The 20,732-nt window shown below is 39.0% G+C and carries 18 protein-coding genes; 14 read left to right on the plus strand and 4 right to left on the minus strand.

From position 1 onward, the window contains the following. Positions 1-7 precede the first annotated feature (7 nt). From M594_RS04450 to lacD, 9 genes are all read left to right on the plus strand, one after another. The gene (locus M594_RS04450) at positions 8-697 is read left to right on the plus strand and encodes a sugar phosphate nucleotidyltransferase (RefSeq protein WP_173876084.1); all 690 of its coding nucleotides are present in this window, start codon (positions 8-10) and stop codon (positions 695-697) included. Positions 698-893: 196 nt separating this feature from the next. After that, positions 894-1,370 (plus strand): PTS sugar transporter subunit IIA, encoded by a 477-nt coding sequence (locus M594_RS04455; protein WP_173876085.1) that lies wholly within the window; start codon positions 894-896, stop codon positions 1,368-1,370. Positions 1,371-1,408: 38 nt separating this feature from the next. Further along, a complete protein-coding gene (locus M594_RS04460; protein ID WP_000590547.1) occupies positions 1,409-1,714 on the plus strand; it encodes a PTS sugar transporter subunit IIB in 306 nt (101 codons plus the stop codon). Positions 1,715-1,761: 47 nt separating this feature from the next. Next, positions 1,762-3,237, plus strand: coding sequence for a PTS galactitol transporter subunit IIC (locus tag M594_RS04465; RefSeq protein WP_084951436.1), 1,476 nt, complete (start codon positions 1,762-1,764; stop codon positions 3,235-3,237). 98 nt (positions 3,238-3,335) lie between these two features. Continuing rightward, a complete protein-coding gene (locus tag M594_RS04470; protein ID WP_173876086.1) occupies positions 3,336-4,232 on the plus strand; it encodes an aldose 1-epimerase family protein in 897 nt (298 codons plus the stop codon). A 290-nt stretch (positions 4,233-4,522) separates the two neighbouring features. Beyond that, on the plus strand, positions 4,523-4,948 hold the full coding sequence (lacA, locus tag M594_RS04475) for a galactose-6-phosphate isomerase subunit LacA (protein ID WP_000029277.1): 426 nt from the start codon (positions 4,523-4,525) through the stop codon (positions 4,946-4,948). Positions 4,949-4,978: 30 nt separating this feature from the next. Further along, complete coding sequence (gene lacB, locus M594_RS04480; protein WP_033681832.1) at positions 4,979-5,494, plus strand: galactose-6-phosphate isomerase subunit LacB; 516 nt, start codon at positions 4,979-4,981, stop codon at positions 5,492-5,494. Positions 5,495-5,504: 10 nt separating this feature from the next. Further along, positions 5,505-6,434, plus strand: a complete 930-nt coding sequence (locus M594_RS04485; protein WP_173876087.1) for a tagatose-6-phosphate kinase — start codon at positions 5,505-5,507, stop codon at positions 6,432-6,434. A 1-nt stretch (position 6,435) separates the two neighbouring features. Beyond that, positions 6,436-7,416 (plus strand): tagatose-bisphosphate aldolase, encoded by a 981-nt coding sequence (gene lacD / locus M594_RS04490; protein ID WP_173876088.1) that lies wholly within the window; start codon positions 6,436-6,438, stop codon positions 7,414-7,416. Between the two features lie 65 nt (positions 7,417-7,481). On the opposite strand, the gene M594_RS04495 is transcribed toward lacD, so the two are convergent. The 4 genes from M594_RS04495 to nrdH form a co-directional block, all read right to left on the minus strand. Then, entirely contained in the window at positions 7,482-8,249 is a 768-nt protein-coding gene (locus M594_RS04495; protein ID WP_173876089.1) for a DeoR/GlpR family DNA-binding transcription regulator, read from the minus strand. A 148-nt stretch (positions 8,250-8,397) separates the two neighbouring features. Then, positions 8,398-9,360 (minus strand): class 1b ribonucleoside-diphosphate reductase subunit beta, encoded by a 963-nt coding sequence (gene nrdF, locus M594_RS04500; protein ID WP_020900698.1) that lies wholly within the window; start codon positions 9,358-9,360, stop codon positions 8,398-8,400. A 190-nt stretch (positions 9,361-9,550) separates the two neighbouring features. After that, positions 9,551-11,710, minus strand: coding sequence for a class 1b ribonucleoside-diphosphate reductase subunit alpha (nrdE, locus tag M594_RS04505; protein ID WP_173876090.1), 2,160 nt, complete (start codon positions 11,708-11,710; stop codon positions 9,551-9,553). Positions 11,711-11,790: 80 nt separating this feature from the next. Next, positions 11,791-12,009, minus strand: a complete 219-nt coding sequence (gene nrdH, locus M594_RS04510; RefSeq protein ID WP_000259240.1) for a glutaredoxin-like protein NrdH — start codon at positions 12,007-12,009, stop codon at positions 11,791-11,793. A 350-nt stretch (positions 12,010-12,359) separates the two neighbouring features. On the opposite strand from nrdH, the gene M594_RS04515 reads away from it, so the two are divergent. From M594_RS04515 to M594_RS04535, 5 genes are all read left to right on the plus strand, one after another. Further along, positions 12,360-12,623, plus strand: coding sequence for a phosphocarrier protein HPr (locus M594_RS04515; RefSeq protein ID WP_000146947.1), 264 nt, complete (start codon positions 12,360-12,362; stop codon positions 12,621-12,623). 5 nt (positions 12,624-12,628) lie between these two features. Next, positions 12,629-14,362 carry a phosphoenolpyruvate--protein phosphotransferase gene (ptsP, locus tag M594_RS04520; RefSeq protein ID WP_004241506.1) on the plus strand — a complete coding sequence of 578 codons (1,734 nt, stop codon included), beginning with the start codon at positions 12,629-12,631 and terminating at the stop codon, positions 14,360-14,362. A gap of 142 nt (positions 14,363-14,504) precedes the next feature. Beyond that, entirely contained in the window at positions 14,505-15,422 is a 918-nt protein-coding gene (adcAII, locus tag M594_RS04525) for a zinc-binding lipoprotein AdcAII (RefSeq protein ID WP_004262450.1), read from the plus strand. Between the two features lie 7 nt (positions 15,423-15,429). Next, the gene (locus M594_RS04530; RefSeq protein ID WP_173876091.1) at positions 15,430-17,961 is read left to right on the plus strand and encodes a pneumococcal-type histidine triad protein; all 2,532 of its coding nucleotides are present in this window, start codon (positions 15,430-15,432) and stop codon (positions 17,959-17,961) included. A 157-nt stretch (positions 17,962-18,118) separates the two neighbouring features. Further along, positions 18,119-20,716, plus strand: coding sequence for a pneumococcal-type histidine triad protein (locus M594_RS04535; RefSeq protein ID WP_173876092.1), 2,598 nt, complete (start codon positions 18,119-18,121; stop codon positions 20,714-20,716). Positions 20,717-20,732 lie beyond the last annotated feature (16 nt).

Below are 20,732 nucleotides of genomic sequence, written 5' to 3' on the forward strand. Positions count from 1 at the left end.
GATTCGTGTGAAAGCCATCATCTTAGCAGCGGGATTGGGAACTCGCTTGCGTCCTATGACTGAAAATACCCCTAAAGCCTTGGTTCAGGTTAATCAAAAACCCTTGATTGAATACCAAATTGAGTTTCTCAAAGAAAAAGGAATCAATGACATCATCATCATCGTTGGTTATCTTAAAGAACAATTCGATTACTTAAAAGAAAAATATGGTGTTCGCCTCGTTTTCAATGATAAATACGCTGATTACAATAACTTTTACTCTCTCTATCTTGTAAAAGAAGAATTGGCCAACAGCTATGTTATTGATGCAGATAACTATCTCTTTAAAAATATGTTCCGTAATGACTTGACACGTTCGACTTATTTTAGTGTTTATCGTGAAGATTGTACCAACGAATGGTTCTTGGTCTATGGAGATGACTACAAGGTTCAAGACATTATTGTTGATAGCAAGGCAGGTCGTATCCTTAGTGGTGTATCCTTCTGGGATGCTCCAACAGCAGAAAAAATTGTTAACTTTATTGACAAGGCCTATGCAAGTGGTGAATTTGTTGATCTCTATTGGGACAATATGGTTAAGGATAATATCAAAGAGCTAGATGTCTATGTTGAAGAATTAGAAGGCAATAGCATCTATGAGATCGATAGTGTCCAAGACTATCATAAATTAGAAGAAATTCTTAAAAACGAAAATTAAAAATTCCAACATCTGACTAAAATAGTCGGATGTTTTTTATTTCACTTTAGTTTGATATTTTTAATAACTGTTTGAAATATGGTTGTTAAATATAAAAAAAAAAGAAAATGAACAAAAAACAACAAAAAATATTGACAACGATTTCATATAGTGTTATACTTATAGCATAAAGTTAATGGAAAGAAGGGAAAACCTTATGGGATTAGATCATTTCTTTGACAAAAACCTTGTGTTTTGCTTAGAAGCGGATAATCAAGAACATCTCTTTGATCAGGTTGCAACTTTATTGGAAGAACGAGAAATCGTGACTCCAACCTATCGTGAAGCCTTGATCACGCGTGAAAAGTCATTTCCAACTGGCCTAGATATGGAATTTTTGGGTAAGGATTTGCCGAATGTGGCTATTCCTCACACGGATATTGTTCATAATCTAGCCGAAAAAGTTGTGGTCGTTCGATTAGAAAAACCAGTGACTTTCCACAATATGATTGCGCCAGATAAGGAAGTAGAAGTATCCTTGCTCTTCTTTATCATTAATAACTCAAGTTCAAGTCAAACGAACATTCTTGCTCAGTTGATGGACTTCTTTACAGGAAATGGTCATTTGGAAGATTTGGCTAAAATTTCTGAACCAGAAGCTATCTATGCTTATATTGCTGAAGCAATTGCTTAATCTTGTCTATTAAAAATATTAAATCGGAGGAAATCCATATGATTAAAATTCTTGCTGCCTGCGGTGCAGGTGTTAACTCAAGCCACCAAATTAAAAGTGCTCTTGAAGAAGAACTTTCAAACCGCGGTTTCGATGTTCACTGTGATGCGGTAATGGTCAAAGACGTTAATGAAGACCTTATCAAAGGTTATGACATCTTCACACCAATTGCTGCTACAGACCTTGGTTTTGACCCAGGTATTCCAGTTATCGAAGCTGGACCAATCTTATTCCGTATCCCAGCTATGAGTGCTCCAGTATTTGACAATATTGAAGCAGCTATCAAAGAACACGGATTAAGCTAATTTTAATTTGTTAACATTCATATAACTATAAAAAGGGAGGAACTATTATGGATGTCATTATCAATCTGGCCAACGATATCTTTAAACCTATCTTGGCTATGGGTGGCCCTATCATCATGCTGATCATTTTGACAGTGTTGGCCCTACTTTTTGGAGTGAAATTCTCCAAAGCGCTTGAAGGTGGTATCAAGCTCGCCATCGCCCTTACTGGTATCGGTGCTATCATCGGTATGCTCAACGGAGCTTTCTCAGCATCACTTGCGAAATTCGTTGAAAACACTGGTATTCAATTGAACATCACTGACGTTGGTTGGGCACCACTTGCTACCATCACTTGGGGATCTGCTTGGACACTTTACTTCTTGCTTGTAATGTTGATTGTCAACGTTGTGATGCTTGCAATGAAGAAAACAGACACACTTGATGTCGATATCTTCGATATCTGGCACTTGTCAATCACTGGTCTTTTGATCAAATGGTATGCAGACAACAATGGTGTAAGCCAAGGGGTTTCACTCTTCATCGCGACAGCAGCAGTTGTACTTGTAGGTATTTTGAAGATCATCAACTCTGATTTGATGAAACCAACATTCGACGACCTTCTTAATGCACCAAGTTCATCACCAATGACTTCAACTCACATGAACTACATGATGAACCCAGTTATCATGGTCTTGGATAAGATTTTTGATAAAGTTTTGCCAGGTCTTGATAAATATGACTTTGATGCTGCTAAATTGAACAAGAAAATCGGTTTCTGGGGATCTAAATTCTTCATCGGTTTCATTCTTGGTATCGTTATTGGTTTGATGGGAACTCCACATCCAGTTGCTGGAGTAGAAGATGCATCTTCATGGGAACTTGTTATTAAAGGTTGGTTGAGCCTTGGTTTGACTGCCGGTGTATCTTTGGAACTCTTCTCACTGATCGGTTCATGGTTCATCGCAGCCGTAGAACCACTTTCACAAGGTATTACAAACGTTGCTACTAAACGTCTTCAAGGACGTAAATTCAACATCGGTCTTGACTGGCCTTTCATCGCTGGTCGTGCTGAAGTTTGGGCTTGTGCAAACGTACTTGCACCGATCATGTTGGTTGAAGCTGTGCTTCTTTCAAACGTCGGAAATGGTATCTTGCCACTTGCAGGTATCATCGCTATGGGTGTTACTCCAGCTCTCTTGGTTGTAACACGTGGTAAATTGCTCCGTATGATTATCTTCGGAACACTCTTGTTGCCACTCTTCCTTCTTTCAGGTACACTTATCGCTCCATTTGCAACAGAACTTGCTAAAGGTGTAGGTGCCTTCCCAGAAGGTGTGAGCCAAACTCAATTGATTACTCACTCAACTCTTGAAGGACCAATCGAAAAACTTCTTGGTTGGACAATTGGTAACACTACAACAGGTGATATCAAAGCAATCCTTGGTGCTGTAGTCTTCCTTGTATTCTATATCGGTATCTTTGCATGGTACAGAAAACAAATGATCAAACGTAACGAAGAGTACGCAGCAAAAGCAAAATAATGCGCTCCTATAAAATGTAAATTGTTGAAACTAGGTTGTCATACCATTAGGAGTGACAGCCTAGTTTTTTATAAACTATCAAGAAATCGGAGAAAATAATGGTAATTGAATTAAAATCAGAACAATTAAGAGTTCAATTTAACAGTTTTGGTGGGACTCTTTCTTCTATAAAAGATGCTGAGGGACTGGAGTATTTGTGGCAAGGGGATGCTACTTATTGGAGTGGACAAGCTCCCGTTCTCTTTCCCATTTGTGGTTCTTTGAGAGAGGATACAGCCCTCTATATAGATAAAAAGGGAGAAGAAAGTCAAGGAAAGATTCCTCGTCATGGTTTGGTTCGCAAGAAAGAATTTGAATTAGTTGAACAGACAGATAATAGTGTAACTTTTGCAATTGAAGACGATGAGAATAGCTATCAAAACTATCCTTATCATTTCCGCCTAGAAATCACTTATATCCTTACAGGAAAGACGGTACGGACTCAATACAAAATTTTCAATAAAGAAACTAGCAAGGTCATGCCTTACTTTATCGGTGGACATCCAGGCTTTAATTGTCCTCTACTGGATGATGAAGTCTATGAAGATTACTATTTAGAGTTTGAGAAAGAAGAGACTTGCTCTGTTCCACGTTCTTTCCCAGAAACGGGGATGCTTGATTTCCAAGATAGAAGTCCATGGCTAGAAGGTCAAAAAGAATTAGACCTCAGCTATGATCTTTTCAGTACAGATGCAGTCACCTTAGATGAATTGCAATCTAGAACAATTGCCCTTCGTTCTCGTAAACATGATAAGGGATTGAAAGTGCACTTTGAAGAGTTTCCAAACCTCATTATCTGGTCAACTTTTAATAAAGGTCCTTTCATTGCTTTTGAACCATGGTCTGGATTGTCAACATCCCTTGAAGAAGGAGATCATCTAGAAGATAAGAAGAATGTTCGTCTCCTAGAACCTGGTCAAGTAGATCAAATTGGTTTTGACATCGAAATTTTTTAGATTAAAAAATAAAACACAAAAACGAACATTAACTGTTGACTTTTCCAGGAAATAGGAGTATATTATGTTTGTAAGCAACAAATGATGTTTGTAACAAACAAATAATCAATTGTTATATTCTCTTTCGTGGAGAAGGATTATTTCTAGGAAACTGGTTTCCTAAACTTGAATAAGGTGTCATTCATCTCATTCAATCCAATTTGTCAATAAACTGCTAGAAAGCTTTTGTAGGTAAACTGCTAACTATAAAAGGTTTTACTAGCCTAGAAAAATAAAAAGGAGTATACAATATGTCTATTGTTATCGGTGCAGATGCTGCAGGTTTGAGATTGAAAGAAGTTGTGAAAGACTTCTTGGAAAAAGAAAATTTCCACGTTGTGGATGTTACAGCTGAAGGTCAAGACTTTGTTGATGTGACTCTTGCTGTTGCTGCAGAAGTAAACAAAGAAGAACAAAACCTTGGTATCGTGATTGATGCTTATGGTGCTGGTCCATTTATGGTCGCAACTAAAATCAAAGGAATGGTTGCTGCAGAAGTATCTGACGAACGTTCAGCTTATATGACTCGTGGTCACAACAACTCACGTATGATCACTATGGGTGCACAACTTGTTGGTGATGAATTGGCTAAAAACATCGCTAAAGGATTTGTTAACGGTAAATACGATGGTGGACGTCACCAAATTCGTGTCGACATGTTGAACAAAATGTGCTAATTAGATTACAGTAAGAAAGGTAAGTTAAAAATGAGAATTGCAATTGGATGTGACCACATCGTAACAGATGAAAAAATGGCGGTTTCAGAATTTTTGAAATCAAAAGGATATGAAGTCATTGACTTTGGTACATATGACCATACACGTACTCACTACCCAATCTTTGGTAAAAAAGTAGGGGAAGCTGTAACTAGCGGTCAAGCTGATCTTGGGGTATGTATCTGTGGTACTGGTGTTGGTATCAACAACGCTGTAAATAAAGTTCCTGGTGTTCGTTCTGCCTTGGTTCGTGATATGACAACAGCCCTTTATGCTAAAGAACAATTGAACGCCAACGTTATCGGTTTTGGTGGTAAGATTACTGGTGAATTGCTCATGTGTGATATTATTGAAGCTTTCATCCATGCTGAATACAAACCATCTGAAGAAAACAAGAAATTGATTGCGAAAATTGAACACGTTGAAAGTCACAATGCACATCAAGCTGACGCAAACTTCTTTACAGAATTCCTAGAAAAATGGGATCGTGGAGAGTACCACGACTAAGAGGTAACCTATGATTTTAACAGTCACAATGAACCCATCCATTGATATTTCCTATCCCTTGGATGAGTTGAAGATTGATACTGTCAATCGTGTGGTGGATGTAACCAAAACTGCTGGTGGTAAAGGACTAAACGTTACTCGAGTACTTTCAGAATTTGGCGATTCTGTTCTTGCTACTGGTTTAGTTGGTGGCAAACTTGGTGAGTTTTTGGTTGAAAATATCGATGATAACGTTAAGAACGATTTCTTCTCTATTCAGGGAGAAACTCGTAACTGTATCGCCATTCTTCACGGAGACAACCAAACAGAAGTTCTTGAAAAAGGTCCTGTTGTATTGGAACCGGAAGGTCAAGACTTTTTGGAACATTTCAAAAATCTTCTGGAGTCAGTTGAAGTAGTAGCTATCTCAGGTAGTCTGCCAGCTGGCCTTCCAGTTGATTACTATGCGAGCTTGGTAGAACTTGCTAATCAAGCTGGCAAACCTGTAGTTTTGGACTGCTCAGGTGCAGCTCTTCAGGCTGTTCTTGAATCACCACATAAACCAACAGTCATCAAACCAAATAATGAGGAATTGTCTCAACTTCTAGGAAGAGAAGTTTCTGAGGATTTGGATGAATTAAAAGAAGTCCTTCAAGAACCTTTGTTTGCAGGGATTGAATGGATTATCGTTTCGCTTGGTGCCAACGGTGCTTTTGCCAAACATGGCGATACTTTCTACAAGGTAGATATTCCTAGAATTCAGGTGGTAAATCCTGTTGGATCTGGAGACTCTACTGTGGCAGGTATTTCTTCAGGTCTTCTTCATAAAGAATCGGATTCCGAATTACTCATCAAGGCAAATGTCCTTGGTATGCTCAATGCTCAAGAAAAAATGACTGGTCATGTCAACATGGCTAACTATCAAGCTCTATATGATCAATTAATAGTAAAAGAGGTATAAAATGGCTTTAACAGAACAAAAACGTGCACGCTTAGAAAAACTTTCTGATGAAAATGGTATCATCTCAGCTCTTGCATTTGACCAACGTGGTGCTTTGAAACGCCTCATGGCTCAACACCAAACAGAAGAACCAACAGTGGCTCAAATGGAAGAACTGAAAGTCTTGGTTGCAGATGAATTGACTAAATACGCTTCATCTATGCTTCTTGACCCAGAGTATGGACTTCCAGCAACTAAAGCTCTTGATGAAAAAGCTGGTCTCCTTCTTGCTTATGAAAAAACAGGTTACGACACAACAAGCACAAAACGCTTGCCAGACTGCTTGGATGTTTGGTCTGCAAAACGTATTAAAGAAGAAGGTGCAGATGCAGTTAAATTCTTGCTTTACTATGATGTAGATAGCTCAGACGAACTCAACCAAGAAAAACAAGCTTACATCGAACGCATCGGTTCTGAGTGTGTGGCTGAAGATATCCCATTCTTCCTTGAAATCCTTGCTTACGATGAAAAAATTGCTGACGCAGGTTCTGTAGAATACGCTAAAGTAAAACCACACAAAGTTATTGGAGCTATGAAAGTCTTCTCAGACCCACGCTTTAACATTGATGTCTTGAAAGTAGAAGTTCCTGTTAACATTAAATATGTTGAAGGATTCGCTGAAGGTGAAGTAGTTTATACACGTGAAGAAGCAGCAGCCTTCTTCAAAGCTCAAGATGAAGCAACTAACTTGCCATATATCTACTTGAGTGCTGGTGTATCAGCTAAACTTTTCCAAGATACTCTCGTATTTGCCCATGAATCAGGTGCAAACTTTAACGGAGTTCTTTGTGGCCGTGCTACGTGGGCTGGATCAGTTGAAGCGTACATCAAAGATGGTGAAACAGCAGCTCGCGAATGGCTACGCACAACTGGTTTTGAAAATATTGACGAACTCAATAAAGTTCTTAAAACAACAGCAACTTCATGGAAAGAACGCGTGTAAGCAAGTCTTTCAAAAGTGAAATTTTTAATACTTACAAAAATCCCCACCAGTCGGTGGGGATCGTTTTATGGTTTAGATAGAATAATTTTTGTTTGTTTTGAAAGTTGTTCGAAGGTTTCTTTGCTCAGTTTAGAATCTGAAATGATGGTATCAATATCAGAGATATTGTAGAAGGTATAAAAATCAAATTTATTGAACTTACTATTGTCAGCTAGTAAGTATTTTTTATTGGAATTGTTGAGGGCGATGCGTTGGGATTCACCTTCCTCTTCACTAAAGGTCGCAATCGCATTGTCCTTGATACCATTACAGCTCACGAAAGCTTTAGAAAATTGGAGATTGGCTAGGTTTTGCAAGGTTAGTGTTCCCACAAAGGCCCCAGTGATAGAGCGATAGTTTCCACCAATTAAAATCAAATCTGTTAGTTTTCGTTCGTTTAGGATGAGAAAGACTGGTAAACTGTTTGTTACAACACGAATATTATCAATTGGAAGTTCACGGGCAAAAGATTCTAAGGTCGTACCAGGTCCGATAAAAATAGTTTCACCCTCATCAATTAAATGGCCTGCAAAACGGCTAATTTCTTGTTTTTCTGCGATTTGTAAGCTTTGTTTTTCGATATTGGAACGTTCATTATTTAAAATAGAACCTGTGCGAATTTTCTCAGCTCCACCGTGAACCCGAACAAGTAGATCCTTTTCTGCTAACTCTTGCAAGTAGCGTCTAGCAGTCATATCTGATACATCCAAGCGAGTCATAATTTCTTTTACAGTGATAGTTCCTTTGGTGTTCACTGTTTCTAGAATACTATCTAATTTTTCTTGTTTCAGCATCCTTTTCACCTCGATTTCTACTATTATTATCTTACCACAAAACGCTCAATCAATCAAATAGAAAAAAACAAAAGGAAACAAAAACAAAAATATCATGGTTGTTTTAAACAAACCATGATATTTGTTATTGCTTATAAAATAGATAACATTAGTCTAAACCGTAGTTGTAGTCATCATCTTGCATGGCTTCAACTTCGCCAAGGAGGTAACCATTTCCGACTTGAGAGAAGAAGTCGTGGTTGGAAGTTCCTGTTGAAATACCGTTCATAACGATTGGGTTGACATCATCAGCTGAATCTGGGAAGAGTGGATCTTGCCCTAGGTTCATGAGTGCCTTGTTGGCATTGTAGCGAAGGAAGGTTTTAACTTCTTCCGTCCAACCAACACCGTCATAGAGGCTCTCTGTATAGCCTTCTTCATTCTCGTAAAGAGTGTAGAGCAGGTCGTACATCCAATCCTTGAGTTTTTCTTGCTCTTCTTCAGGCAATTCATTGAAACCGAGTTGGAATTTATATCCGATGTAGGTTCCGTGAACAGATTCATCACGAATGATCAATTTAATAATTTCAGCGACGTTGGCTAGTTTGTTGTTACCAAGATAGTAGAGGGGAGTGAAGAAACCAGAGTAGAAGAGGAAAGTTTCAAGGAAGACGCTGGCAACTTTCTTTTCAAGTGGGCTACCGTTTAGGTAGATTTCGTTGACGATCTCAGCCTTCTTTTGTAGGTAAGGATTGGTATTGGTCCATTCGAAAATTTCTTCAATCTCAGCCTTGGTATTCAAGGTAGAGAAGATAGAAGAGTAAGATTTTGCGTGGACAGATTCCATAAATTGGATATTATTGAAAACAGCTTCCTCATGTGGTGTACGAATGTCTGCGCGAAGAGCTTGAACCCCAGTTTCAGATTGCATAGTGTCGAGAAGGGTTAAACCACCAAAGACTTTTCCAACCAAGTCTTTTTCTACACTTGATAGCTTTCTCCAGTCATCCAAGTCATTTGACAAGGGAATACGTGTATCGAGCCAGAATTGCTCGGTCAGCTTTTCCCAAGTTGATTTGTCGATGACATCTTCGATGGCATTCCAGTTAATGGCTTTGTAGTAAGTTTCCATTTTGAAATCTCTTTCTGTGTTTAGTATTGCGAACTCACAATTACTTCTATTTTATCATAATTCTAGAGGAGTATCTCACAAAAAGTCGGAAGCCCGACTTTTTTGTTATTTCATAGTATAGATGCTTATTCCAGTTTAGTTTTATAAATGAATCGATAGCCTGAGTAAATGTAGTTTCCTCAAGCAAAGATTAAATCACACAGCTTTCACATTGGTTGGCACCGACTTCTCCACCATCATCTGTAAAGGTACGGACGTAGTAGATAGACTTGATTCCCTTGTTAAAGGCATAGTTACGAAGGATAGACAAGTCACGTGTCGTTTGTTTGTTTTCTTTCTTCCATTCGTAAAGTCCTTTTGGAATGTCACTACGCATGAAGAGAGTGAGTGAAAGTCCTTGGTCCACGTGCTCAGTCGCAGCAGCATAAACATCAATGACCTTACGCATATCCATGTCATAGGCAGAAGTGTAGTATGGAATGGTTTCTGTTGACAAGCCAGCAGCAGGGTAGTAGATTTTACCAATTTTCTTCTCTTGGCGTTCTTCGATACGTTGCGTAATCGGGTGGATAGACGCAGAAACATCGTTGATGTAGCTTATAGAACCATTTGGCGCTACAGCAAGACGGTTTTGATGGTAAAGTCCATCTGCTTGAACCTTGTCGCGAAGTTCAGCCCAGTCAGCAGCACTTGGGATAAAGACATCTTTGAAGAGTTCTTTAACACGGTCTGATTTTGGAACAAATTCGCCAGTTACATACTTGTCGAAGTAGCTTCCGTTAGCATAGTCTGATTTTTCAAAGTTATGGAAGGTAATACCACGTTCACGCGCGATATTGTTTGATTCTACCAAGGTCCAGTAGTTCATGAGCATGAAGTAGATGCTTGTAAATTCAACAGACTCAGGTGATCCGTATTCGATGAGTTGTTGGGCAAGGTAGCTGTGAAGTCCCATGGCCCCAAGACCAAAGGTGTGAGCTTGACTATTTCCGTGGTCGATAGTAGGTACAGCTACGATGTGTGAACTATCTGTAACGAAAGTAAGGGCACGAACCATAGCACGGATAGAACGACCAAAGTCAGGTGAAGTCATCATGTTGACCACGTTGGTTGAACCAAGGTTACATGAAACGTCTGTTCCCATTTGAAGAAATTCTTGAGCATCATTGATCAAGCTTGGTTCTTGAACTTGAAGAATCTCAGAACACAAGTTACTCATGATAATCTTACCATCAACAGGATTTGCACGGTTAGCCGTATCAATGTTGACTACATAAGGGTAACCAGACTCTTGTTGCAATTTAGAAATTTCCGTTTCCAAATCGCGCGCCTTGATTTTTGTCTTGCGGATATTTGGATTTGCGACCAATTCATCGTATTTTTCAGTGATGTCGATGTAGTTAAACGGTACACCGTATTCAAGCTCTACTGAGTAAGGGCTGAAGAGGTACATTTCTTCATTTTTACGAGCCAATTCGTAGAATTTATCTGGTACTACAACACCAAGTGAGAGGGTCTTTACACGAACTTTCTCATCAGCGTTTTCTTTCTTAGTTGAAAGAAAGGCGATGATATCAGGGTGAAAGACATTTAGGTAAACCACACCGGCACCTTGACGTTGACCCAATTGGTTTGAGTAAGAGAAGCTGTCTTCGAAGAGTTTCATAACAGGTACGACTCCAGAAGCTGCACCTTCATAGCCTTTGATAGGTGCACCAGCTTCACGAAGGTTGCTGAGGGTAATTCCCACACCACCACCGATACGTGAAAGTTGAAGAGCTGAGTTGATAGAACGTCCGATAGAGTTCATATCATCAGTTACTTGGATCAGGAAACATGATACCAATTCTCCACGACGAGCACGTCCAGCATTCAAGAAGGAAGGAGTAGCTGGTTGGTAGCGTTGGTGGATGATTTCATTGGCAATATCGATTGCAATAGCTTCATTCCCATCAGCGAAATAAAGGGCGTTAAAGAAGACACGGTCTTCCATGCTTTCAAGATAGTATTCACCGTCGTTTGTTTTCAAGGCATATTGATTGTAAAATTTATAAGCTGCCATAAAAGACTTGAATTGGAAGTTTTGGTCTTTGATAAATTGAGCCAATTCTTCCAAAAACTCTGGACGGTATTTCTTGATAAAGGCTGTTTCGATGTAGTTGTGTTCAATGAGGTAGTTGATTTTATCTTTGATTGAATCAAAAACCATAGTGTTTGGAACTACATTTTCTTTAAAGAAGGCATCCAAGGCTTCCTTATCTTTATGAAGCATGATTTGTCCATTGACAGGACGGTTGATTTCGTTATTGAGACGGAAGTAAGTCACGTCTTCAAGATGTTTTAATCCCATAAAATTTCCCTTATCTAATTACAAAAGAAAGGCTTCTAAGTTAGCCCTAGAAGCAGTTTCTTCTGGATGATGTACTAAGATTATGCTAGTTGTTTCAGTTTTCCTGGTTGGAAACCTGAAAAGACTTCAGTTGGTGTTTGGATAACAGGAGCTGCGCTGAAACCGAGCTCTTTAACTTGATCGATGTACTCAGGTTGCTCATCAAGATTGATTTCACGATAAGCGACATTATTACTGTCCAAGAAACGTTTTGTCATCTTACATTGGACACAGTTGTTTTTAGAATAAACGGTTACCATTGTGTAACTCCTCTTTCAAAATAGATTACTTTCTTAGTATATCAGAAAATAAATTTTTGTCAATGATTTGAAACTAAATATAGTGGTCTATTTTTCTGCTCAAGCTCACAAAACACAATATGTAGTGTTTGTTTTGTAAAATGATGATAATTATCCTATAAGTTGTTTTTTGAAAAACTATATCCTGTGTTTTGTTATCTAGAATAGAAGATTTTCAGCAAGTTATCTGAAAGGAAATCGAATAAATCCCATAAAATGCTTGAAAAAAATCCTAGAAGATGATATAATACCAAATTGTAAGGGTTATCACATATAACTCAAAAAAGAAAGAACAAAAGGAGAGTCAAACTATGGCTTCTAAAGATTTCCACGTAGTGGCAGAAACAGGTATTCACGCACGTCCAGCAACATTGTTGGTACAAACTGCTAGCAAATTTGCTTCAGATATCACTCTTGAGTACAAAGGTAAATCAGTTAACCTTAAATCAATCATGGGTGTTATGAGTCTTGGTGTTGGCCAAGGTGCTGACGTAACTATCTCAGCTGAAGGTGCAGATGCAGATGACGCTATCGCTGCAATCTCAGAAACAATGGAAAAAGAAGGATTGGCATAAGGAAAATGACAGAAATGCTTAAAGGAATCGCAGCATCTGACGGTGTTGCAGTTGCAAAAGCATATCTACTCGTTCAACCGGATTTGTCATTCGAGACTGTTTCAGTCGAAGATACAAACGCAGAAGAGGCTCGTTTGGATGTAGCTCTTGAAGCTTCTCAAAACGAGCTTTCTCTTATCCGTGAGAAAGCTGTAGGTACGCTTGGTGAAGAAGCGGCTCAAGTTTTTGACGCTCATTTGATGGTTCTTGCTGACCCAGAATTGATTGGTCAGATTAAAGAAACAATCCGTGCTAAGAAAGTCAATGCTGAAGCAGGTCTTAAAGAAGTGACTGACATGTTTATCACTATCTTTGAAGGCATGGAAGATAACCCATACATGCAAGAACGTGCAGCGGATATCCGCGACGTGACAAAACGTGTATTGGCAAACCTTCTTGGTAAGAAATTGCCAAACCCAGCTTCTATCAATGAAGAAGTAATCGTGATTGCACATGACTTGACACCATCTGATACAGCTCAATTGGACAAAAACTTTGTAAAAGCTTTTGTAACAAACATCGGTGGACGTACAAGCCACTCAGCTATCATGGCACGTACACTTGAAATTGCAGCTGTATTGGGAACAAATAACATCACTGAAGTAGTGAAAGACGGTGATATCCTTGCCGTTAACGGAATTACTGGTGAAGTGATTATCAACCCAACAGATGAACAAGCGGCAGAATTTAAAGCAGCTGGTGAAGCTTATGCTAAACAAAAAGCTGAATGGGCACTTTTGAAGGATGCTCAAACAGTGACTGCTGACGGTAAACACTTCGAGTTAGCTGCTAACATCGGTACTCCAAAAGACGTTGAAGGTGTTAACAACAACGGTGCAGAAGCTGTTGGACTTTACCGTACAGAGTTCTTGTACATGGATTCTCAAGACTTCCCAACTGAAGATGAGCAGTATGAAGCATACAAAGCTGTTCTTGAGGGAATGAATGGTAAACCAGTAGTTGTTCGTACAATGGATATCGGTGGAGATAAGGAACTTCCTTACTTCGATATGCCACATGAAATGAACCCATTCCTTGGATTCCGTGCCCTTCGTATCTCTATTTCTGAAACTGGAGATGCAATGTTCCGTACACAAATCCGTGCCCTTCTTCGTGCTTCTGTTCATGGTCAATTGCGTATCATGTTCCCAATGGTTGCTCTTTTGAAAGAATTCCGTGCAGCTAAAGCAGTTTATGAAGAAGAAAAAGCAAACCTTCTTGCTGAAGGTGTTGCAGTTGCGGATGATATCCAAGTTGGTATCATGATTGAAATCCCTGCAGCAGCGATGCTTGCAGACCAATTTGCAAAAGAAGTAGACTTCATGTCAATTGGTACAAACGACTTGATCCAATACTCGATGGCGGCAGACCGTATGAACGAACAAGTTTCATACCTTTACCAACCATATAACCCATCAATCCTTCGCTTGATCAACAACGTTATCAAGGCAGCTCATGCTGAAGGTAAATGGGCTGGTATGTGTGGTGAGATGGCTGGTGACCAAAAAGCTGTTCCACTTCTTGTCGGAATGGGCTTGGATGAGTTCTCTATGTCAGCAACATCTGTACTCCGTACACGTAGCTTGATGAAGAAATTGGATACTGCTAAGATGGAAGAGTACGCTAACCGTGCCCTTACAGAGTGTTCAACAATGGAAGAAGTTCTTGAACTTCAAAAAGAATACGTTAACTTTGATTAATGTCATTAACCTTGCAACCTAGTTGCAAGGTTTTTTTATAGTTTAATAGCAGAAATTTTATTAACTAGTTCATAAAATGCTTGACAATAAAAAAAATAGGAGTAGAATATTAACTAGTTAAATAACTAGTTAAGGAGTTTTTATGAAGAAACAAAATTTGTTTTTAGTGTTGTTAAGTGTCTTTCTTTTGTGTTTAGCTGCTTGTGGGCAGAAGGAAAGCCAGTCAGGTAAAGGGATGAAAATCGTGACCAGTTTTTATCCTATCTATGCCATGGTCAAGGAAGTATCTGGTGACTTGAATGATGTTCGAATGATTCAGTCAAGTAGCGGAATTCACTCCTTCGAACCTTCAGCAAATGATATTGCAGCCATCTATGATGCAGATGTCTTTGTTTACCATTCGCATACGCTCGAATCTTGGGCAGGAAGTCTGGATCCAAATCTAAAAAAATCCAAAGTTAAGGTTTTAGAGGCTTCTGAAGGAATGACCTTAGACCGAGTCCCAGGGCTAGAAGATGTGGAAGCAGGTGATGGAGTTGATGAAAAAACGCTCTATGACCCTCATACTTGGCTAGATCCTGAAAAAGCTGGAGAAGAAGCCCAAATTATTGCTGATAAACTTTCAGAGGTTGATAGTGAACATAAAGAAACTTATCAGAAAAATGCGCAAGCCTTTATCAAAAAAGCTCAAGAATTGACTAAGAAATTCCAGCCTAAATTTGAAAAAGCGAGTCAGAAAACCTTTGTGACACAACATACAGCCTTTTCTTATCTAGCTAAGCGATTTGGACTCAATCAACTTGGAATCGCTGGTATCTCTCCAGAACAAGAACCAAGTCCAAGACAACTAACAGAAATTCAGGAATTTGTTAAAACCTATAAGGTTAAAACGATTTTTACAGAAAGTAATGCTTCTTCGAAAGTAGCTGAAACTCTTGTCAAATCAACAGGTGTGGGGCTTAAAACTCTGAATCCTTTAGAGGCAGACCCACAAAACGACAAAACTTATCTAGAAAACCTAGAAGACAATATGAGTATTTTAGCAGAAGAATTAAAGTGAGGAAAGAATGAAAATCAATAAAAAATATCTAGCTGGGTCAGCAGCAGCACTTGTTTTAAGTGTCTGTGCTTATGAACTAGGTTTGCATCAAGCTCAAACTGTAAAAGAAAATAACCGTGTTTCATATATAGATGGCAACCAACCAAGCCAAAAGGCAGAAACTTTGACACCTGATGAAGTCAGTAAAAAAGAAGGTATTAATGCCGAGCAAATTGTTATCAAGATTACGGATCAAGGTTATGTGACTTCTCATGGAGACCATTATCATTACTATAATGGCAAGGTTCCTTATGATGCTATCATCAGTGAAGAACTTCTGATGAAAGATCCAAATTATCAGTTGAAGGATTCAGACATTGTCAATGAAATCAAGGGTGGCTATGTGATTAAGGTAGATGGTAAGTATTATGTCTATCTAAAGGATGCAGCGCATGCTGATAATGTTCGCTCAAAAGAAGAAATTACTCGTCAGAAGCAGGAACACAGTAGTAATCACGGAGGTGGTTCTAGCGATAATGCGGTAGTAGCTGCTAGAGCTCAGGGTCGATATACAACGGATGATGGTTATATCTTTAATGCATCTGATATTATTGAGGACACGGGTGATGCTTATATCGTTCCTCATGGCAATCATTTCCACTATATTCCTAAGAGTGACTTGTCTGCCAGTGAATTAGCTGCTGCTCGAGCCTTCCTAGCTGGAAAAACCAATCAGCCAAGCTCAGTTGGGTATCGTCCTTCAACAAATTCTTCTAGCAGTAGCTCATCAGATACATCGAATAGTAGTTCATATGGACAAACGAATCAAAGCAATGTTGAGGCAAATACCAGAAGATGGACTCCAACTGTTAGCCCACAAGTGGATAATAGTTATCAAGCAAGTCCAAGTGAAGACGTATCTAGTCTCTTGAAACAACTTTATGCCTTGCCACTTAGTCAACGACATGTGGAATCAGATGGACTTGTCTTTGATCCAGCGCAGATTACCAGAAAAACTGCGAATGGTGTTGCAGTGCCTCACGGAGACCATTATCACTTTATCCCTTATTCTCAAATGTCTGATTTAGAACAGAAGATTGCGAGAATGATTTCTGAAAATTATCAAGGAAATCATACTACTGCAGGTGGTAAAGAATTAAAACCAATTCCGAATCCAAGCCTTCCAAAACCAATTCCATCTCCTGTTTTGCCAGCTCTTAGCTTAAAACCTTTGAAACCTATTGTAAAGCCGGCTCCTACTCCAAATCCTAAAATAGACTCAAATTCTTCTTTGGTTAGTCAGCTGGTACGAAAAGTTGGAGAAGGATATGTTTTCGAAGAAAAAGGAATCTCACGCTATGTCTTTGCGAAAGATTTACCATCTGAAACTGTTAAAAATCTTGAAAGCGAGTTATCAAAACAAGAGAGTGTATCACACGCTTTAACTGCTAAAAAAGAAAAAGTTGCTCCTCGTGACCAAGAATTTTATGATAAAGCATATAATCTGTTGGCTGAGGCTCATAAAGCCTTGTCTGAAAATAAAGGTCGCGTTTCTGATTTCCAAGCCTTAGACAAATTAGCAGAACGCTTGAATGATGAATCTTCTAATAAAGGAAAATTGGTAGATGATTTATTGGCATTCCTAGCGCCAATTACTCATCCAGAGCGACTTGGCAAACCAAATTCTCAGATTGAGTATACCGAAAATGAGGTCCGCATTGCTCAATTAGCTGATAAGTATACAACGTCAGATGGTTACATTTTTGACGAACATGATATTATCAGTGATGAAGGAGATGCCTATGTAACGCCTCATATGGGACATAGTCACTGGATTGGAAAAGACAGCCTTTCTGATAAGGAAAAAGCTGCAGCTCAATCTTATACTAAAGAAAAAGGAATTTTACCTCCGTCAGCAGACGCAGATGCTCAAGCAAATCCAACTGGAGATAGTGCAGCGGCCATTTACAATCGTGTGAAAGGTGAGAAACGAATTCCACTCGTTCGACTTCCATACATGGTTGAGCATACAGTTGAGATTAAAAATGGTAATTTAATTATTCCTCACAAGGATCATTACCATAACATTAAATTTGCTTGGTTTGATGATCACTCATACAAAGCTCCAAATGGCTATACCTTGGAAGACTTATTTGCGACAATTAAGTACTATGTTGAACATCCTGATGAACGTCCACATTCTAATGACGGATGGGGAAATGCCAGCGAGCATGTCTTAGGTAAGAAAGACCACAGTGAAGATCCCAAAAAGAACTTCAAAGCGGATGAAGAACCAGTAGAGGAAACACCTGCTGAGCCAGAAGTCCCTCAAGTAGAGACTGAAAAAGTAGAAGCCAAGCTCAAAGAAGCAGAAGCTTTACTTGCTAAAGTAACAGATGCTAGTCTGAAAGGCAATGCGACAGAAACCCTAGCTGGTTTACGAAATAATTTGAGCCTGCAAACCATGGATAATAATGGTATCATGGCAGAAGCAGAAAAATTACTTGCGTTGTTAAAAGGTAGTAATCCTTCACCTGTAAATAAGGAAAAAACAAACTAATGAAAAATGGGAGTCTCGATAAAGGGGCTTTCATTTTTATTATGTATATACGAAAAATTCTTGACAAGCAGTACTAAAAAGAGTAAACTATTAACTAGTTAATTAACTGGTTTATTGTTTTATAGTGAATCAAATAGAGTTAAGAAAAGAGGAAAGAATGAAAATCAATAAAAAATATCTAGCTGGGTCAGCAGCTGCACTTGTTTTAAGTGTCTGTGCTTATGAACTAGGTTTGCATCAAGCTCAAACTGTAAAAGAAAATAACCGTGTTTCATATATAGATGGTAACCAACCAAGCCAAAAGGCAGAAAATTTGACACCTGATGAAGTCAGTAAAAAAGAAGGTATTAATGCCGAGCAAATCGTTATCAAGATTACGGATCAAGGTTATGTGACTTCTCATGGAGACCATTATCATTACTATAATGGCAAGGTTCCTTATGATGCTATCATTAGTGAAGAACTGCTGATGAAAGATCCAAATTATCAGTTGAAGGATTCAGACATTGTCAATGAAATCAAGGGTGGCTATGTGATTAAGGTAGATGGTAAGTATTATGTCTATCTAAAGGATGTGGCACATGCTGATAATGTTCGAACAAAAGAAGAAATTACTCGTCAGAAGCAGGAACACAGTAGTAATCACGGAGGTGGTTCTAGCGATAATGCGGTAGTCGCTGCTAGAGCTCAAGGCCGCTATACAACGGATGATGGTTATATCTTTAATGCGTCTGATATTATAGAAGATACAGGCGATGCCTATATCGTTCCTCATGGCAATCATTTCCACTATATTCCTAAGAGTGACTTGTCTGCCAGTGAATTAGCTGCTGCCCGAGCCTTCCTATCTGGAAAAGATAATCAACCAAGCTCAGTTGGGTATCGTCCGTCAACAAATTCTTCTAGCAGTAGCTCATCAGAGACACCGAATAGTAGTTCATATGGACAAACGAATCAAAGCAATGTTGAAGCAAATACCAGAAGATGGACTCCAAGTGTTAGCCCACAAGTGGATAATAGTTATCAAGCAAGTCCAAGTGAAGACGTATCCAGTCTCTTGAAACAGCTTTATGCCTTACCGCTTAGCCAACGACATGTGGAATCAGATGGACTTGTTTTTGATCCAGCGCAGATTACCAGAAAAACTGCGAATGGTGTTGCAGTGCCTCACGGAGACCATTATCACTTTATCCCTTATTCTCAAATGTCTGATTTAGAGCAGAAGGTTGCAAGAATGATTTCTGAAAATTATCAAGGAAATCATACTACTGCAGGTGGTAAAGAATTAAAACCAATTCCGACTCCAAGTCTTCCAAATCCAATTCCGACTCCAATCCCTGCTCCAGAGCCTACCCCAATACCAAGTCCACAACCTGTACCAAATCCTCAACCAACTCCAAGCAATCCAATTGATGGAAAATTGGTAAAACAGGCGGTTCGAAAGGTGGTTGATGGTTATGTCTTTGAAGAGAATGGAATTTCGCGTTATATTTCTACCAAGGAACTTTCGGCAGAAACTGTTGCAGCCATTGATGATAAACTTGCCAAACAAGAAAGTTTGTCTCATGAGTTAGGAGCTAAGAAAACCAATCTTGCATCTGGTGATCAAAAATTTTACAACAAAGTTTATGATTTACTAGCAACAGTTCATCAAGATTTGATTTCCAATAAAGGGCGCCAAGCTGATTTTGACGCTTTGGATAGACTATTGGAACGTCTCAACGATGAGTCAAGTGATAAGGTCAAGTTAGTTGATGATATCCTTGCTTTTCTAGCGCCGATTCGTCATCCAGAACGTTTAGGAAAACCAAATGCACAAATAGCTTACACAGATGATGAGATTCAAGTAGCCAAGTTGGCAGGTAAGTATACAACAGAAGATGGCTATATCTTTGACCCCCGTGATATCACTAGTGATGAGGGGGATGCCTATGTAACTCCGCATATGAGCCACAGTCATTGGATTAAGAAAGAAAGTTTGTCTGAAGCTGAAAGAGCAGCAGGTCAAGCTTATGCTAAAGAGAAAGGTTTGACGCCTCCTTCAACAAATCATCAAAATTCAGGAAATACTGAGGCTAAGGGAGCAGAAGCGATTTACAATCTAGTAAAAGCAGCTAAGAAGGTACCACTTGATCGTATGCCTTACAATCTCCAACATACTATGGAAGTTAAAAATGGAAGTTTGATTATACCTCATTATGACCATTACCATAACATCAAATTTGAGTGGTTTGACGAAGGACTTTATGAGGCACCTAAGGGGTATACTTTAGAAGAGCTATTTGAAACTGTGAAGTATTATGTCGAACATCCAAACGAACGTCCGCATTCAGATAGTGGTTGGGGCAATGCGAGCGACCATGTTCAAAGAAACCACAATAGTCAAGCTGCTAACAATCAAACAGAGAAACCAACAGAGGAGAAACCTCAGACAGAAAAAATTGAGGAGGAAAAACCTCGCGAAGAAAAACCGAAAAATGAGAAAGCAGAATCTCCAAAACCAAAAGAATCAGAGGAATCAGAAGAAGAATCACCATCGGAACCAGAGGAACATCAGGTTGAAACTGAAAAGGTTGAAGAAAAACTGAGAGAGGCGGAAGAGTTACTTAAAAAGATTAAGGATCCAATTCTCAAGTCCAATGCCAACGAAACTCTCACAGGATTAAAAAATAATCTGTTATTTGGTTCTCAGGACAACAATACTATTATGGCAGAAGCTGAAAAGCTATTAGTCTTGTTAAAGGAGAGTAAGTAACTATACAACTATTATA

It is taken from the genome of Streptococcus mitis (genome assembly GCF_013305725.1).
Taxonomy (GTDB): domain Bacteria; phylum Bacillota; class Bacilli; order Lactobacillales; family Streptococcaceae; genus Streptococcus; species Streptococcus mitis_BO.

What these genes read in the sequence shown, in the direction of transcription:
- M594_RS04455 (WP_173876085.1), top strand. Translation starts at nt 894, where the DNA reads ATGGGATTAGATCATTTCTTTGACAAAAACCTTGTGTTTTGCTTAGAA.
- M594_RS04460 (WP_000590547.1), top strand. Translation starts at nt 1,409, where the DNA reads ATGATTAAAATTCTTGCTGCCTGCGGTGCAGGTGTTAACTCAAGCCAC.
- M594_RS04465 (WP_084951436.1), top strand. Translation starts at nt 1,762, where the DNA reads ATGGATGTCATTATCAATCTGGCCAACGATATCTTTAAACCTATCTTG.
- M594_RS04470 (WP_173876086.1), top strand. Translation starts at nt 3,336, where the DNA reads ATGGTAATTGAATTAAAATCAGAACAATTAAGAGTTCAATTTAACAGT.
- lacA (WP_000029277.1), top strand. Translation starts at nt 4,523, where the DNA reads ATGTCTATTGTTATCGGTGCAGATGCTGCAGGTTTGAGATTGAAAGAA.
- lacB (WP_033681832.1), top strand. Translation starts at nt 4,979, where the DNA reads ATGAGAATTGCAATTGGATGTGACCACATCGTAACAGATGAAAAAATG.
- M594_RS04485 (WP_173876087.1), top strand. Translation starts at nt 5,505, where the DNA reads ATGATTTTAACAGTCACAATGAACCCATCCATTGATATTTCCTATCCC.
- lacD (WP_173876088.1), top strand. Translation starts at nt 6,436, where the DNA reads ATGGCTTTAACAGAACAAAAACGTGCACGCTTAGAAAAACTTTCTGAT.
- M594_RS04495 (WP_173876089.1), bottom strand. Translation starts at nt 8,249, where the DNA reads ATGCTGAAACAAGAAAAATTAGATAGTATTCTAGAAACAGTGAACACC.
- nrdF (WP_020900698.1), bottom strand. Translation starts at nt 9,360, where the DNA reads ATGGAAACTTACTACAAAGCCATTAACTGGAATGCCATCGAAGATGTC.
- nrdE (WP_173876090.1), bottom strand. Translation starts at nt 11,710, where the DNA reads ATGGGATTAAAACATCTTGAAGACGTGACTTACTTCCGTCTCAATAAC.
- nrdH (WP_000259240.1), bottom strand. Translation starts at nt 12,009, where the DNA reads ATGGTAACCGTTTATTCTAAAAACAACTGTGTCCAATGTAAGATGACA.
- M594_RS04515 (WP_000146947.1), top strand. Translation starts at nt 12,360, where the DNA reads ATGGCTTCTAAAGATTTCCACGTAGTGGCAGAAACAGGTATTCACGCA.
- ptsP (WP_004241506.1), top strand. Translation starts at nt 12,629, where the DNA reads ATGACAGAAATGCTTAAAGGAATCGCAGCATCTGACGGTGTTGCAGTT.
- adcAII (WP_004262450.1), top strand. Translation starts at nt 14,505, where the DNA reads ATGAAGAAACAAAATTTGTTTTTAGTGTTGTTAAGTGTCTTTCTTTTG.
- M594_RS04530 (WP_173876091.1), top strand. Translation starts at nt 15,430, where the DNA reads ATGAAAATCAATAAAAAATATCTAGCTGGGTCAGCAGCAGCACTTGTT.
- M594_RS04535 (WP_173876092.1), top strand. Translation starts at nt 18,119, where the DNA reads ATGAAAATCAATAAAAAATATCTAGCTGGGTCAGCAGCTGCACTTGTT.